We start from the raw sequence: 15,813 nt of genomic DNA, 5'->3' as shown, positions 1-15,813 counted from the left end.
CATTTCTGCATAATCACCTGCGGACATACGCGAACTATTTGAAAACAAATGGAATAGCGGCGCGACGTCCTGGCTATCTTCTGCTAAGGTAAATATTCCTAAATCTCCCGCCGGAACTCCTATGCTTACCACCATCATTTACCGCAGCCACCTGCATGACCATGTCTCGTTTACGCTGCTTGAAGAGATGGTCGCAGCCGCCAATATCAAAAATGGTCAGGCCAGCGTGACGGGGATCCTGCTGTTCAATGGCACGCATTTCTTTCAACTGCTTGAAGGGCCTGAAGAAAACGTTGCGGCTATTTATCAGGACATCTGTAACGATGACCGCCATTACAATCTGGTCGAAGTACTTAGGGACTACGCACCGTCAAGACGCTTCGGTAAAACGGGAATGGAACTGTTCGACTTGCGCGATCACGACCGTGAAGCGGTATTGCAGACCGTGTTTGATAAAGGCACAACGCGATACCAACTGACCTACGGCGATCGCGCGTTGCAGTTCTTTCAGACCTTCGTTGAAGACAGCGAGAAAGAGTTCTACTACGAAATTCCACCGGGCGATGCCTGGGAGTTTATTGCCGATGGCAACGCGATAACCCTGCCGCCAGGCGTCCCGGATAGCCACGCCAACTGCCATTTTGCTTTCCAGCCCATTGTTGACCCCTTTGCCCGCCAGATTGTCTCTGTCGAAGCCCTGCTGCGCACCCGCGTAGGCGGCTCGCCGCAGGACTGGTTCGACGATATGGCCGGAGATGATATTTACACCGCCGATTTACAAAGTAAGCGTGTCGCCTTCGCGATGGCAGCGGCGTTAAAGCTGGGTGCGCAGACGCTCTCGGTAAATCTGCTGCCCATGACGCTGGTAAAGGTGCCTGATGCCACTGAATTTATTGTGCAGGCGATTAAAGAGCACGGGCTGGTTCCTGAACAGGTCATCGTGGAATTTAACGAAAGCGCCGTGTTTTCATGCATTGATGCGTTTACCCAGGCGGTGAAAATGCTAAAAGGTGCCGGTATTCGTGTGGCAATCGATCACTTCGGTGCCGGGTTTGGCGGGCTGGTATTGCTGACGCAATTCCAGCCGGACAGAATCAAAATCAACCGCGCCCTGATTGCGGACGTGCACAAAAGTGGCTCCCGCCAGGCCATTGTCCAGGCGATTATCAAATGCTGTACCTCGCTGGAAATTGCTATTTCCGCGGTCGGCGTCGAAAAGGCGGAAGAGTGGATGTGGCTTGAATCGGCGGGTATTTCTCAGTTCCAGGGGCATCTTTTCGCGCGCCCGGATGTAAACGGCATACCGGCCGTGGCCTGGCCAGAAAAAAGAGATGAGATGATATAAGCTGTGCAGCGAAGTTGTACAAAAAAGGATTTGTACAACTTTGCAAAGTTAACTTAGTCTGTGAAAAGAGCACACTGGCGTTAAAGAGTACGAGGGAGCTATGGCTTTTTATAGTATCGGCGAGGTTGCCGAACGCTGCGGGATAAACCCGGTCACACTACGCGCATGGCAGCGTCGCTACGGGCTGTTAAAACCGCAGCGCAGTGAAGGTGGTCATCGTCAGTTCGATGAGTCGGATATTCAGCGCATTGTGGAGATCAAGCGCTGGATCGATAACGGCATTTCCGTAAGCAAAGTTAAGGCCTTGCTAGACGACAACAAATTCGCCGGGGAAACAAGCTGGGCGTCACTGCAGGAAGAGTTGATGTCCATGTTGCGACAAGTGAATCCTTCCCGACTGCGCGCCACCCTTCACGCGTTGAGCCAGACACATGCGGCGGATGTACTTATCGACGATATTCTGGTGCCGGTACGCCAGCGGCTCAGTCGTGATAAAAATACCGCGCGCGTGGTGTTAAGCCTGCTGGACGGCGTATTAGTGGAGTTCGCCGCGTCAGGCATTGCCACCGCGCGTGAACAGGCAGCAAAAACAGCGCTGCTGATCGCCTGGGGAAATGACGATCGCACCCATTTATGGCTCGAAGCATGGCGCTTGTCACAGCTGGGCTGGCGCATCGATGTCCTCGCCGAACCGCTCGACTCCCCTCACCCGGAATTTTTTCCCGGCCAGCATCTGTTTGTCTGGACCGGCAAACCGCTCACGCGCGGCCAGGCGCAGCAGCTTGCCCACTGGCGCGAACAGGGGTTTGCTATCGCTCACCATAGCGGCAAGGCAGAAAGCATCTGAGACTGGCATTCAATTCAGTCTTGCTTCTCTATCGCTGACGGTTTGCTGAAAACCGTTTTGTCTCCCCACTACTCCTGATGATCGCGGAGATCATCAGCTCTGGTTATAATCGCTTCGCCAGTTCGCACAGAAAATAATATTAATAAGGGGAGCATTGTGACGGAAAAAGCATCAGATTCAGGTTTGAAGGAACAGATAACGGATTTTGCCAGTAATGTTATTTCCAGCCGATTAAAAGGGCCGCTATATATCTATTTATTGTGCTCACTGGTCGCGTTTAACTGGAAGCACATATTACTTATCGCCATGTCGGATGAGAAAATAGAAATCCTCCTTAAAAACATCACCAGCACTTACCATTTCTCGCACAACTATTTTTACTGGCCACTGGTGGTGGGTTTTGGCATGTCAATAGCTATGCCGGTACTGGATTTTATTGTTAATTTCTTTTCCTCGTTTGTACGCATTGGTGTTAACTGGTCAGATCGCGTCGCAAATGCCGTATGGCAATGGATTCTGCAACGTGTAAACGCAGGCAGAGCAAAGACATTGAGAAAAACTCAGGCGCTCGAAGTTGATCTTGCAAAAGCCCAATTTCAACTTGATAACGCCCAAAAATCACTCAGCAATGCCCGACAACTCTCCTCCTCTGTTCGCCAGGAAATTATTTCGCTTGCCGCGCGGCTGGCTGTCATTTCCGGGAATATAAGCACTAACCTAGCAGAATTAAATGACCCTGATAAAATTATGAATACCATTCATAAATTTTTCGATTTTGAAGAATATAACTCAGCGCGTGCGCTGGCAGAGAAAATCTATATTTCCAATGGTTCTGCAGAATTTATAGAGGCATTGTCACGCGCAACGCACCCACTCACTGAAGATGAAATCGCAAAGATCATGGCATTTCTGAACCTTCCGTCCACCACTGCCGAAGAGAGCGACCCCGCCACTGCACAAGGTTAACCATCCTGCCAGGCAATTATCCTTTCCCTGAACAGAGCCCGGTATAAACCGGGCTCGCAGTAACCTACCCCATATCACTTTCCAGCCGCTGGCGATGGCGCAAACCGGGGAACCACTTCATCCAGAGGGCTACCACAATCAACGTGCCGACACCGCCAATCGCCGCCGCAGGCACCGCGCCAAGCCACGCCGCCAGCATGCCGGATTCAAACTCGCCGAGCTGGTTAGAGGTGTTGATAAAAATCGAGTTAACCGCGTTAACCCGCCCGCGCATCTCATCTGGCGTATCGAGTTGCACCAGCGAACCGCGGATCACCATGCTCACCATGTCGAAACCACCGAGCGCGAACAGCGCCAGCAGCGACAGCCACATCCAGCTTGAGAAGGCGAACACCAGCGTCGCCACGCCAAACCCTGCCACGCACATAAACATGATCATGCCGACATTGCGCGTCAATGCGCGGTGGCTTAACCAGAAACCCACCAGCAGTGCGCCAACCGCTGGCGCGCTGCGCAGCAAGCCCAGACCAAGCGGCCCGGTATGCAGCACATCATGGGCGAAAATAGGCAGCAGCGCGGTTGCGCCGCCGAGCAGTACGGCAAACAGATCGAGCGAAATCACCCCCAGCACATCCGGGCGATTACGGATAAACCCAACGCCGGCAAACAGCGAGGATAACGTCGCCGGCGTGCGCGGCGGCTGCGCCTGTTCATACCGCAGGGTCATCACCAGCAGCAGTGACACCAGATAAAGCCCGGCGGTAACGCTGTACACCACATCGGCTCCCGCCGCGTAGAGAAAACCGCCAAGTGCCGGGCCGACAATCTGCGCCGCCTGTCCGGAAACCGCATTCGCCGCCGTTGCGCGCGGTAAAATGGAGAGCGGCACCAGCGCCGGCAACATCGAAACCATCGATGGCGACTCAATGGTTTTGGCGCAAGAGATAACGAAGATAAGCGACAAAATCACCCACACGCTGGCATCGCCCTGCCACGTTAACCATGCCAGCGCGGCAATGGCCAGCCACTCGAGGATTTGCGCCAGCAACACCACGCGACGGCGGTCAAACTGGTCGGCGATATGCCCGGCAGGCAGCGCCAGCGTCACCGAGGGAATAAACTGCACCAGACCAATCATCCCCAGCCAGAACGCGCTCTGTGTCTGGGAATAAATTTGCCAGCCGACGATGATAGATAACATCTGAAAACCGAAGCTGGAACTGGTTCGCGCCAGCCAGAAGGCGACAAACGAACGATGCTGCAATAAACGACCATCACTGCCTGGTAACACCGGAGCCATACGTTATTCCATCTCTGTTATTAGTGTCCTGCCGACGGCGCGCCCGGCGCACCGGAACGCACAAACGGCGGGCGGGCAAACCAAATCACCACCACCAGCGCCAGAAATCCCCAGCCCAACAGCCAGAAATAGTCGATGGTCGACAGCATATAGGCCTGCTGTTCAATGGTTTTATCCACCGCCGCCAGGTGTTGCTGCGTCACGCCGCCCATTTTATGCAGATAATCAGTGGCCGCCGGGTTATACACGGAGACGCTTTCCGTCAGGTTGGCATGATGGTAAACCTCACGCCGCGACCAGATCCAGGTGGTGAGCGACGAAGCAAACGAGCCGCCCAATACACGGAAAAAGGTTGCCAGCCCGGAGCCTTCCGCCACTTCGGCACCGTGCAGATTCGACAGCACGATGGTGGTGATCGGCATAAAGAAAAACGCCACGCCGATCCCCATAAACATCTGCACTTCCGCCACGGTGCGAAAATCGACACTGGTATTAAACTGCGCGCGGATAAGGCAGGATGCGCCCATGGTCAGAAATGACAACGACGCCAGCAGGCGCAGATCCACTTTATGGGCGTAGCGACCGATAAACGGTGTTAACAGCAGCGGTAAAAAGCCCATCGGCGCGGCGGCAAGCCCGGCCCAGATGGCGGTATAACCCATCTGCGTTTGCAGCCACTGCGGCAGGATAATGTTAATAGCGAAAAAGGCCGCGTAACCGAGCGTCAGCGTTGCGGTGCCAATGGCGAAGTTGCGATCTTTAAACAGCCGCAGGTTCACAATCGGGTGCTGCTCCCCCAGCTCCCAGATGACAAACGACACCAGCGCAATGGCGGAAAGCACCGACATGACAATGATTTCCGTGGCGTTGAACCAGTCCATGTCGTTACCCTTGTCCAGCACCACCTGCAACAAGCCCACGCCGAGTACCAGCAGGGCAATGCCGATGTAATCAATCGGCGAATGAGAGGTAGTCTCTTCGCGCTCGCGCATCTGCGTCCAGACCACAATGGCGGCGAAAATCCCAATTGGTACGTTGATATAGAAGATCCACGGCCACGAGTAATTGTCGGTGATCCAGCCGCCGGTAATCGGCCCGACAATCGGTGCAACCACGGTCACCATCGACAGCAACGCCAGCGCCATGCTGCGTTTGCTGGTCGGGAAAATCACCAGCAATAGCGTCTGGCACATCGGGAACATCGGCCCGGCAAAAAAGCCCTGCAGCGCGCGGAAGATAATCAGCTCGGTCATGCTGTGGGCGAACCCGCACAGAAACGACGTCAGAGTGAACAGCGCCACCGAACCAACAAACAGCTTGAGCTGACCAAAGCGACGGGTAAACCAGCCGGTCAGCGGCAGCGCAATGGCGTTACACACGGCGAACGAGGTAATCACCCAGGTTCCCTGATCCGAACTGACGCCAAGGTTACCGGCGATGGTCGGCAACGCAACGTTCGCGATGGTGGTATCCAGCACCTGCATAAAGGTTGCCAGCGACAGCGCAATCGTTGCCAGCAACAGGCTGGGTGGCGTAAACGCCGACTTATCTTGCATAACGTCTCTCTTAGCGGGCGCTGGACGCTACCGCCTGGCTGTTGTCATGAAGAATTTTCGCCACCAGCTGATCGGCGTTGTCCAGTGCGTTCTGGTAAACGTCGGTGGTGAAGCGCGGCGCAGCAACCGTTTTGGGCGGCAGCAGATCGCCATCGGCGTTACGAATATCCACGCGGGCAAACATCGACAGCCCCACGCGCAGCGGATGTTTCTGCATGTCATGCGGATCAAGGGTGATGCGCACCGGCAAACGCTGGATAATCTTGATCCAGTTCCCGCTGGCGTTTTGCGCCGGCAGCAGCGAAAACGCACTGCCGGTGCCAATGCCCAGACTCTCAATGGTGCCGTGGTACTCCACATCGTCACCGTAGAGATCGGCGGTCAGCGTCACTTTCTGCCCCAGACGCATGGTATTCATCTGGCTCTCTTTAAAGTTGGCATCCACCCAGACCTGATCCAGCGGCACAATCGACATCAGCGTGGTGCCAGAATCGACGCGCATCCCCAGTTGCACCGCGCGTTTCGCGACAAAGCCGCTGACCGGCGCAACAATGGTGCTGCGCGCGTTATCGAGGTAACGCTGGCGCAACGTGGCAATCGCGCTTTTGATTTCCGGATGGCTATCGATAACCGTGTCATCGGTCATCGCCAGGTTGGTGCTTAACGCCTGTTGCGCCGCCGCGAGATCGCTTTTCGCCGTGGCAACCGCGTCACGGTAGTGCGCTAAATCCTCAACGGAAATCGCGCCGCTGGTGGCGATTTTTTGCCGACGCGCATAGTCGTTCTGCGTGGTTTGCAGCGCGGTTTGTTTCGCCGCGACCTGCGCACGGTAATTATCGACCGTGCTGTATAAGCCGCGCACCTGACGCACGGTGCTGGCGAGATTCGCTTCTGCCTGTTGCAGGGCGATTTCGGTGTCACTCGGATCCAGCAACACCAACGGCTGCCCTTTTTCGACGTAATCGCCTTCATCAACGGAAACCTGCGTCACCGTCCCGCCGATTTGTGGCGTTAAGGTCACCAGATTGGCGTTGACGTACGCATCGTCAGTGCTTTCGTAGTAACGGGCATATAACAGATACCAGGCCAGACAGCCTGCGGCGATAAGCAGCAAAACAATGAACAAAATAGCGAAGTTGCGCTTACGTTTGCTCGGCGCGCGTTCGGGTTGTGCAGATGAAGTTTGCATCTTGATACCTTTTCAGGACAGCTTAGCGATGTGGGCGGGTTGCCTCGTCCGGCAACATTTTTATCAGCAGTTCTACCAGCAGTCGCGACTCATCGGCGGTCAGACGACTGGTCAGCGTACTGAGAATCGAGGCCAGCGCCTCATTCTGAAAACGATCACAAATCACTCGCCCTTTGTCGGTCAGTTCGAGAATGACCTGCCGTTTATCTTCCGGGTTGGTGGTGCGCACAATCAGATCGCGCTTGACCATGCGTTCAAGCATCCGGCTCATCGCTCCGGCATCCATCAGCAAATTCTTGCTCACTTCAACCGGGCTATTAAAGCCTTTATAGATACTTATCAATACCTTGAACTGTGCTGCGGTGATATCCGCAGCGGAAAAGTACTGGCTAATAAGCTGGTCTTTGAACTGGTTTGCCAGATGAATCAACAAACCGAGATGAAGTTTAGGGTTGGGAATATCCGCAGCGTTCGTCATGATATTTGCCTGGTCAGTAATTACAAATGAAATTACTGACCAGGCAGTTAACTGTCAATGAATTGTCAAGATAAGCGCACATTTTGTCAGTTCTCACTGCTGCGCTTAGCTGCCTTACCCATTCTCCCTTGCCGCAAGCGCAGCGGGATAAAAACCTCCCAACGTTCGCTTTTGATGGCGCGTTCTATAGCGGGTTTAACGGCCTGTTTTCGCCTCTTTCCCTTTTTGGGCACCCTATCGCGTTGAGATAGTTCTTAAACACACTGGTTCTACCGATATTAGTCGCCTGCTGAACGTAAAGAAATGTCAAAAAAAGCCACTAAAAAGTCAGCAATGCCTGCCAAAAATGAGTGGTAGTGACGTATGTTATTAATGAAATCGAAAGTGTATTCCGTTAACTTGTTAATATTAAGGAAAATTTATTTTTATAAAAATAATAACAAGCGAAGCGGTGTGCCGAAAATATATTCAATCGAACCTGTTTACGCCTCGGTTTGACTAAATGAGGTCAGTGTCTAAATTTAATATCAAGCGATACACGTTAGTATGAAAATATAATGCAGGAAGGATATCAGGATTATTATTTATCTATTTTATTTACCTCGCGTTAATAAACGCCGCACAATTTCCCCTGATATTTTTTATTAATCGTATAACTGCTGATCACAGCGGCAGTACTCTCTTTTTCTTATCCACTCAACTATGAAAGGATTAGATATGACGCCTCAAGAAAATTATCACGACTGGTTACGCGATGCACACGCAATGGAAAAACAAGCTGAGTCAATGCTTAATGCCATGAGTGGCCGCATCGATAATTACCCCGATTTACGCGCAAGAATTGAGCAGCATTTAACGGAAACACAAGGGCAAATAAAATTGCTGGAAACGGTGATGGATCGTAATGATATTAACCGTTCATTAATGAAAGATGCCACCAGCAAAATGGCGGCGATGGGTCAATCATTTGGCGGCATGTTTGCACCGGATGAAATTGTTAAAGGCGCAATCAGCAGCTACGTCTTCGAGCAATTTGAAATTGCCTGTTATACCTCGCTTATTGCTGCGGCTGAAAAAGCCGGTGACAGCGCCAGCATCGATATTTTCAAACAGATCCTGGCGGAAGAAAAAGCAATGGCCGAATGGGCACTCAATCATATTCCGGATGTGACAGAACAATTTTTGCTGCGCAGCGCAGCGGAAGGCGTGGAAGCTAAAAAATAATAATTTTGACTTTTCAGGAGGCAAGCAATGTTTCGTCATGTAAAACAACTGCAATACACCGTGCGCGTCAGTGAACCGAACCCAGGGCTGGCCAACCTGCTGCTCGAACAGTTTGGCGGCCCGCAAGGGGAACTGGCGGCGGCATGCCGCTATTTCACCCAGGGGTTGGGTGATGAAGACGCCGGTCGCAAAGAGATGTTGATGGACATCGCGACAGAAGAGCTCAGCCATCTGGAAATTATCGGTTCGCTGGTAGGCATGCTCAATAAAGGCGCGAAAGGCGAGCTGGCAGAAGGCACCGAAAGTGAGGCGGAGCTGTATCGCTCGTTAACCGAAAACGGTAACGACAGCCATATTACCTCGCTGCTTTACGGCGGTGGTCCCGCGCTGACCAATTCCGCCGGTGTCCCGTGGACCGCCGCTTATATTGATACGATTGGCGAAGTGACTGCCGATTTGCGTTCGAATATCGCCGCCGAAGCGCGCGCGAAAATTATTTACGAGCGCCTAATCAATGTCACCGACGATCCGGGGGTAAAAGACGCGTTAGGTTTCCTGATGACCCGTGAAGCCGCGCATATGCTCTCTTTTGAAAAGGCGCTCTACTCGATTCGCAATAATTTCCCGCCAGGAAAATTACCGCCAATCGAACAGTACACCAACGTCTACTACAACATGTCGGAAGGTGACGATCCGCGTGGTAGCTGGAACAGCGATGAGAACTTTGACTATGTCGCCGATCCACAACCGGCGGTCGACGGCGGTGACGGCTCCGCCACCACGACGCTCAGCCCGGAACAACTGGCGCTGGTAAAAGCGATGGCCGAACGCACCAAATCCGATCCGACTGTAGATCCACTCACCGGCGCCGACCTCGGTAACGGTGAACCCCAGCCGAAATAAGCATCCCGAAAGCATCTGCCTTGCAGATGCTTTTTTTATCGGCGTTGTAACGCACGCAACTCCTGCGCATCGTGGCTACAAAACAGCCGGATCTCCTCGCCATGCGTTAACGCCAGCTCGCGCAGACGTTGCTGGTTAACCCTTCTGGCACCGTTATCCATCGCCATCATCCATTGATAAAAGCGCAGCCCCGGCGTGCAGTGGCGCTCCGTTCCCCCGATTTCACCCCGGTAAAACCAGGCGTCACCGCCGTGCAGTAGCCAGCCAGCGGAATGCTGAATGGCAATACCGGCATGACCCAGCGTGTGACCAGCGAGCGGAATGAGCAAAATCTCCGGCGGCAATCCACGCAGGGTCGTCACGGCATCAAAGCCGTACCATTTTTCCCCTTCGGCGGTATACCCCTGCCAGCCCGAAACGCCCTGCCACTGGCCGGGACGATAGCGCTCGCGTGTCAGCCAGTTGTGCCGCTGCTGCGCAGTGTCGATTTCGCGCTGTAAGAGATGGATTTGCGCCTGCGGAAAATCGGTCAAGCCGCCGGCGTGGTCAAAATCCAGATGGGTTAATACAATATGCCGCACATCTTCAGCCTGAAACCCCAACGCTTTAACCTGTGCCAGCGCCGTTAAGCTTTCCCGGTGCTGGATGTTGTTCATCAGGCGAAAAAAAGCCGGGATATTGCGCCGGGGCTGGCGCATATCAGTGGTGCCAAAGCCGGTATCGACCAGCACCAGACCGTGGTTTTGCGTTTCCAGCAGCAGGCAGTGACACGCCAGATGCGCATGCACACCTTTGCTGAAACCGTCATACAGCGCGCCGCCGAGTGGGCACATACAGCCGCAATTAAGATGATGAATAATCATGTTTGCCCTCCGCGCGCGTTATTAATGCGCATGCGTACCTTCAGAGAGATTAACGGGCTTGATTTGAATCACCTGCCCCTGTTCCCACGCATCCGCGCCCTGCGCCACCGGGTGCGCTGGCAGATCTTTGCGCTGTTGCCTGATAGCAGACGTGTTCACATCAAAGCGGCGATCGCGGTCAGCAAGCAGCGCCGGATTAAGTTGCCCATCTTGCGTAAATCCCATCATCAACGCGGGCACGCCCAGCGGCAGCGTCTGGTCACGCTCCGTGTGCCAGGTATGCCAGGTCTTACCGTAGGTATTCACGATATTGCTCATCAGCGCTTTTTCCGCGACAGTCGGTAAACCCGGCGCAATAAGCGAGCCGGATTTCACTTCATAACGGTGGCTATGCCAAAGTTTTTTCTCCTCGGGCGGCAGTGTTTTGAAAAGTCGCTCACTGATGATGTATTCCACGCCCATCAGCCGCGCATTCGTGGTATTACCGTCGTAAATCACCGCCTGCATAACATCATTATTTAACACGGTGACATAATGATGGGCTTCCATTTGCCCTTGCCGATCGCCGTTATAAAAATGAAAGCCATCCAGGTAGGCGCTTATTGCCTCAATCGGCGGGCGAGATTGTATTAGCGCTGCGCCTGTTTCGAGGGTTTTCATTTTTCCGGAGGTTTTCTCACCAGGTATCGCCGTTTGCGGTGCGCTATTATTGGCGCCACAGCCAACAAGCATCAGGGGAATAATAAGATGTAAAGCCAGACGCATGGATCTTTTTCCTTAAAGTCAGGTGGAATAATCAGGGTAGCGTATGCTGCGTATTCGACCAGTTATATTGCGATTATGTCTGGCCATATCCTTATTAGCGAAACGGTAAAAAAGAAAAAATGTCGTTCTGTACATAAGATTATCCACAACCCTTCCCCACGCTGGCAAAAAATGCATTGCCGCAATCTCTTTCTTATTGAGCAAACGCAGCGAAATGCATTCGCTACTTAGCGTGTTTATTAGCCATTCCGTTTCGGCCGATTAAATTAACATTGCGCAGATTCAACCTCGGCGAATTATTCCGGGCGAAGATATAGATATATTTCAATAAAACCTCAGCGTTTAATTTCAACGCAAGAAATACACACCTTTGTTGTATGCCGTTACAGGCAGCGCCTGCTGTGCCAGGGTTACGCCGTCACAAAAAATGCGCTACGCCCTGAAAAAAACCGTAACGGTAATGGTGGAATTGCTAAGGTTTATGAGTGGGTAGCGCAGTTAAGCGATTTGCGTCAAGTTTTTACCATTTTATAGAAAGGTATTGGCTATCAAATCTGTAGATTCATTCAAATACCTTTATCAGGAAGCAGTGTATATCGTAACGACAGAACACAAGCAAATGGAGCCCGATATGAGCACGTCAGACGATCAATCCCTCTCGTCATCCGTCGAGAAATGCCCCTTTCATAACAAAAGCAGCGAAAAAAGTGCAGGCCCGGTAACCAGTAACCACGACTGGTGGCCTAACCAGTTACGCGTAGATTTGCTAAACCAACACTCCAACCGTTCTAACCCGCTGGGTGAAAATTTTAACTACCGTGAAGAGTTCAAAAAGCTCGATTACTCCGCGCTGAAAGCTGACATTCGCGGTGTGCTGACCGACTCCCAGGAGTGGTGGCCAGCAGACTGGGGCAGCTATATCGGCTTGTTTATTCGCATGGCCTGGCACAGCGCGGGCACCTATCGCACCGTTGATGGACGTGGCGGTTCTGGTCGTGGTCAGCAGCGCTTCGCGCCGCTCAACTCGTGGCCGGATAACGTCAGCCTTGATAAAGCGCGTCGTCTGCTGTGGCCGGTAAAACAAAAATATGGTCAACAAATCTCCTGGGCCGATCTGATTATTCTGGCGGGCAACGTGGCGCTGGAAAATGCCGGCTTCCGCACTTTCGGTTTTGGTGCCGGGCGTGAAGATGTCTGGGAACCGGATATGGATGTCGACTGGGGTAATGAAAAAGAGTGGTTAAGCCACCGTCACCCGGAAAGCCTGGCGCAGGCCGCGATTGGCGCAACCGAGATGGGGCTGATTTACGTTAACCCGGAAGGCCCGAACGCCAGCGGCGAGCCGGTTTCTGCCGCCTCTGCCATTCGTGCCACCTTCGGCAATATGGGCATGAACGATGAAGAGACCGTCGCGCTGATCGCCGGTGGTCATACTCTGGGCAAAACCCACGGCGCCTCCACGCCGGATAACCATGTCGGGCCAGAGCCGGAAGCCGCACCGCTGGAAGCGCAGGGTCTGGGCTGGATGAGCAGCTACGGTAGCGGTGCTGGCGCTGATGCCATCACTTCCGGTCTGGAAGTGGCATGGACGCAAACGCCGACCCAGTGGAGCAACTACTTTTTCGAAAACCTGTTCAAATATGAGTGGGTGCAAACCCGCAGCCCGGCGGGTGCTATCCAGTTTGAAGCGAAAGATGCCCCGGAAATTATCCCTGATCCGTTCGACCCGGCGAAAAAGCGCAAACCCACCATGCTGGTGACCGATTTGACGCTGCGTTTCGACCCGGAATTCGAAAAAATTTCGCGCCGTTTCCTCAACGATCCACAGGCGTTTAATGAAGCCTTTGCCCGCGCCTGGTTCAAACTGACCCACCGCGATATGGGGCCAAAATCACGCTACATCGGCCCGGAAGTGCCAAACGAAGATCTGATTTGGCAGGATCCGCTGCCTGCGGCGGTTCATCAGCCGAACGGTGCTGATATCGCTAATTTGAAAGCGGCGATTGCCGAATCCGGCTTGTCGGTGAGCGAACTGATTTCAGTCGCCTGGGCGTCTGCTTCCACCTTCCGTGGCGGCGATAAACGCGGCGGCGCGAACGGCGCGCGTCTGGCGCTGGCACCGCAAAACGGCTGGGAAGTGAACGCCATCGCCGCGAAAGCCCTGCCCGCGTTGCAAAGTATTCAGAAAACGCTGGCGAAAGCCTCGCTGGCAGATGTGATTGTGCTGGCGGGCGTGGTTGGCGTTGAAAAAGCAGCGGCAGCAGCCGGTGTGCAGGTTAATGTGCCGTTTACGCCGGGGCGTGTCGATGCGCGTCAGGATCAAACTGATGTGGACTCTTTCGCACTGATGGAGCCGCTGGCCGATGGTTTCCGCAACTATCGCCGCGTGTGGGATGGTATCAGCACCGAAACGCTGCTGATTGATAAAGCGCAGCAACTGACACTCACCGCCCCGGAAATGACCGTGCTGGTTGGCGGCCTGCGCGTACTGGGTGCGAACTATGACGGCAGTAAGCACGGCGTCTTTACCGACCAGCCGGGCGTACTGAGCACCGATTTCTTCGTTAACCTGCTGGATATGCGCACCGCATGGAAAGCCGCCGACGAGAAATCAGAGCTGTTTGAAGGCCGCGATCGCAAGAGCGGTGAGGTGAAATACACCGCCACGCGCGCCGACCTGGTGTTTGGCTCCAACTCGGTACTGCGCGCGCTGGCCGAAGTTTACGCCAGCGCCGACGGTAAACAGAAATTCGTCACCGACTTTGTTGCCGCCTGGACAAAAGTGATGAATCTCGATCGCTTCGATCTGCTCTAATCCCTCTCTTTATCCTCAAGCCTGCGACCTGTCGCAGGCTTTTTTATGCCGCGCGTTCAGGAATGCGCGCAATCACCTTAATTTCGAAATCAAAACCCGCCAGCCAGTTCACACCCACGGCTGTCCAGTTGGGATACGGCGGCTGCGGAAAAATCGCCTGTTTAACCTCCATGATGGTGGCGAACTGGTTTTCCGGGTCCGTATGAAAGGTGGTGACATCAACCAGATCATCAAAAGTACACCCCGCCGCCGCCAGTGTGGCCTGCAGATTATCGAACGCGAGGCGCACCTGGGCGGCGAAATCGGGCTCCGGGCTGCCATCGGCGCGGCTGCCAACCTGACCGGAAACAAACAGCAGATCGCCGGAACGTATCGCGGCGGAGTAACCATGCTGTTCATACAACGCATGGCGATGAGCGGGAAAAACGGGTTCGCGTGGGAGCATAGGGTTACCTTTTGTTAGTTGATTTGAGATACACTTCGTATATGAAGTTAATCCACATACACTGCGTATGTCAATTCACATACGCGAGGTATTTAAAAGGGAGTCAATATGGCCGTAAAACGTCGCGCGCAAACCATGGAAGAGAACCGCGCCAAACTTATCGCCGCTGCACGCAAGGCGTTTGCCGAAAAAGGCTTTGCGGCGGCATCAATGGATGAACTGACCGCCAGCGTGGGCTTAACGCGCGGGGCGCTGTACCACAACTTTGGCGATAAACAGGGCTTACTTGCCGCCGTGGTGGCGCAGGTTGATGGCGAAATGGCGCAGCGCGCGAAGATGCGCGCGCACGCCACCGATAATGCCTGGGATGCGCTGCTGGCTGAAGGTGTCGCCTATATCGAGATGGCGCTCGATGCGGAAATCCAGCGTATTGTGTTGCTCGATGGACCGGCGTTTCTTGGCGATCCTTCGCGCTGGCCAAGCCAGAATGCCTGCCTGCAGGCCACCCGTATCGCCGTGGCTGACATGGTGGCAAACGGCGAGATGAAAGAGGTGGATGTGGAATCCGCCGCGCGTTTGCTCAACGGCGCGGCGTTGAATGCCGCGTTATGGGTCGCCGCCAGTGATAACCCGCAACAGACGTTACCCAAAGTGATTGACGCATTTTGCTTGCTGGCGAATGGGCTGCGCGCAGAGAAAAAAAACCCGGCGTAATGCCGGGAATAATGGGTAGATAACGAGTTTGAGCGTGGCGGCAAAGTGCGCCGCCGCGAAATCAGGGTAACAACAAATGAAGCCGCAAGCCGGAGAAAACAGAGTCAGTGGCAGGGCTCGCGGCTATTAAAAGGGATAAATATAACGCGGAGATGACACAGCGTCGGTTGCCAATAATACGCCCGTCGCCTGCACTCCTGTGCCACTGGTGAAGCATGTTACCCGAGTGTGTTCAACCTGAAGCGGCTTCTTTCTCCAGCCTGAGCACAAAATGGTTATCGTGACGGGCAATCTTCGCCCCGCTGTTGCCGTAGTTTGCCGAGAGCATAAAAAACGTATCCGCATCGACATCAAATGCCAGCTCAACTTCCTGGTGCTTTCCTGAGCTAATCATTTGATACGC

15 protein-coding genes are annotated in these 15,813 nt (G+C 53.8%); 7 read left to right on the top strand and 8 right to left on the bottom strand.

What is annotated here, in order from left to right:
• The first annotated feature begins 121 nt into the window (after window positions 1–121).
• The 3 genes from M8Q36_RS16930 (at window position 122) to M8Q36_RS16920 (ending at window position 3,158) form a co-directional block, all read left to right on the top strand.
• On the top strand, window positions 122–1,345 hold the full coding sequence (locus tag M8Q36_RS16930) for a diguanylate phosphodiesterase (protein ID WP_249881658.1): 1,224 nt from the start codon (window positions 122–124) through the stop codon (window positions 1,343–1,345).
• A gap of 100 nt (window positions 1,346–1,445) precedes the next feature.
• Complete coding sequence (locus M8Q36_RS16925; RefSeq protein WP_249881657.1) at window positions 1,446–2,192, top strand: MerR family transcriptional regulator; 747 nt, start codon at window positions 1,446–1,448, stop codon at window positions 2,190–2,192.
• Between the two features lie 156 nt (window positions 2,193–2,348).
• Window positions 2,349–3,158, top strand: a complete 810-nt coding sequence (locus tag M8Q36_RS16920) for a hypothetical protein (protein WP_249881656.1) — start codon at window positions 2,349–2,351, stop codon at window positions 3,156–3,158.
• 64 nt (window positions 3,159–3,222) lie between these two features.
• Here the strand turns inward: M8Q36_RS16920 and M8Q36_RS16915 are convergent, their stop codons facing one another.
• From M8Q36_RS16915 to M8Q36_RS16900, 4 genes are read right to left on the bottom strand one after another with little or no spacing between them, the layout of a single operon-like run.
• Complete coding sequence (locus tag M8Q36_RS16915; protein WP_249881655.1) at window positions 3,223–4,458, bottom strand: MFS transporter; 1,236 nt, start codon at window positions 4,456–4,458, stop codon at window positions 3,223–3,225.
• Window positions 4,459–4,478: 20 nt separating this feature from the next.
• Window positions 4,479–6,014, bottom strand: coding sequence for a DHA2 family efflux MFS transporter permease subunit (locus M8Q36_RS16910; RefSeq protein ID WP_249881654.1), 1,536 nt, complete (start codon window positions 6,012–6,014; stop codon window positions 4,479–4,481).
• 10 nt (window positions 6,015–6,024) lie between these two features.
• Complete coding sequence (locus tag M8Q36_RS16905; RefSeq protein WP_249881653.1) at window positions 6,025–7,203, bottom strand: HlyD family secretion protein; 1,179 nt, start codon at window positions 7,201–7,203, stop codon at window positions 6,025–6,027.
• 22 nt (window positions 7,204–7,225) lie between these two features.
• A complete protein-coding gene (locus M8Q36_RS16900; protein ID WP_249881652.1) occupies window positions 7,226–7,681 on the bottom strand; it encodes a MarR family transcriptional regulator in 456 nt (151 codons plus the stop codon).
• A 717-nt stretch (window positions 7,682–8,398) separates the two neighbouring features.
• Between M8Q36_RS16900 and M8Q36_RS16895 the strand changes: the two genes are divergently transcribed.
• Together M8Q36_RS16895 and M8Q36_RS16890 are read left to right on the top strand one after the other, a co-directional pair.
• On the top strand, window positions 8,399–8,905 hold the full coding sequence (locus tag M8Q36_RS16895; protein WP_249882792.1) for a ferritin-like domain-containing protein: 507 nt from the start codon (window positions 8,399–8,401) through the stop codon (window positions 8,903–8,905).
• 27 nt (window positions 8,906–8,932) lie between these two features.
• Window positions 8,933–9,808, top strand: coding sequence for a manganese catalase family protein (locus tag M8Q36_RS16890; RefSeq protein ID WP_249881651.1), 876 nt, complete (start codon window positions 8,933–8,935; stop codon window positions 9,806–9,808).
• 35 nt (window positions 9,809–9,843) lie between these two features.
• Here the strand turns inward: M8Q36_RS16890 and M8Q36_RS16885 are convergent, their stop codons facing one another.
• Both M8Q36_RS16885 and M8Q36_RS16880 read right to left on the bottom strand, forming a co-directional pair.
• On the bottom strand, window positions 9,844–10,671 hold the full coding sequence (locus M8Q36_RS16885; protein WP_249881650.1) for an MBL fold metallo-hydrolase: 828 nt from the start codon (window positions 10,669–10,671) through the stop codon (window positions 9,844–9,846).
• A 21-nt stretch (window positions 10,672–10,692) separates the two neighbouring features.
• A complete protein-coding gene (locus M8Q36_RS16880) occupies window positions 10,693–11,436 on the bottom strand; it encodes an OBAP family protein (RefSeq protein WP_249881649.1) in 744 nt (247 codons plus the stop codon).
• A 631-nt stretch (window positions 11,437–12,067) separates the two neighbouring features.
• Here M8Q36_RS16880 and katG point away from each other — a divergent pair.
• The gene (katG, locus tag M8Q36_RS16875; RefSeq protein WP_249881648.1) at window positions 12,068–14,251 is read left to right on the top strand and encodes a catalase/peroxidase HPI; all 2,184 of its coding nucleotides are present in this window, start codon (window positions 12,068–12,070) and stop codon (window positions 14,249–14,251) included.
• Between the two features lie 43 nt (window positions 14,252–14,294).
• Here katG and M8Q36_RS16870 read toward each other — a convergent pair whose 3' ends face one another.
• Window positions 14,295–14,696, bottom strand: a complete 402-nt coding sequence (locus tag M8Q36_RS16870) for a RidA family protein (RefSeq protein ID WP_249881647.1) — start codon at window positions 14,694–14,696, stop codon at window positions 14,295–14,297.
• Window positions 14,697–14,804: 108 nt separating this feature from the next.
• Here M8Q36_RS16870 and M8Q36_RS16865 point away from each other — a divergent pair, with 108 nt between their 5' ends.
• Window positions 14,805–15,410: a TetR/AcrR family transcriptional regulator gene (locus M8Q36_RS16865; RefSeq protein WP_249881646.1), complete on the top strand. Its 606-nt coding sequence runs from the start codon at window positions 14,805–14,807 to the stop codon at window positions 15,408–15,410.
• 232 nt (window positions 15,411–15,642) lie between these two features.
• Here M8Q36_RS16865 and M8Q36_RS16860 read toward each other — a convergent pair whose 3' ends face one another.
• Window positions 15,643–15,804, bottom strand: a complete 162-nt coding sequence (locus tag M8Q36_RS16860; protein WP_016495717.1) for a hypothetical protein — start codon at window positions 15,802–15,804, stop codon at window positions 15,643–15,645.
• Window positions 15,805–15,813 lie beyond the last annotated feature (9 nt).

The sequence above is a fragment of the Kosakonia sp. R1.Fl genome (assembly GCF_023516815.1).
GTDB lineage: Bacteria > Pseudomonadota > Gammaproteobacteria > Enterobacterales > Enterobacteriaceae > Kosakonia.
The sequence above is the reverse complement of the archived record's forward strand: the minus strand, read 5'-3'. Positions and strand labels throughout refer to the sequence as shown.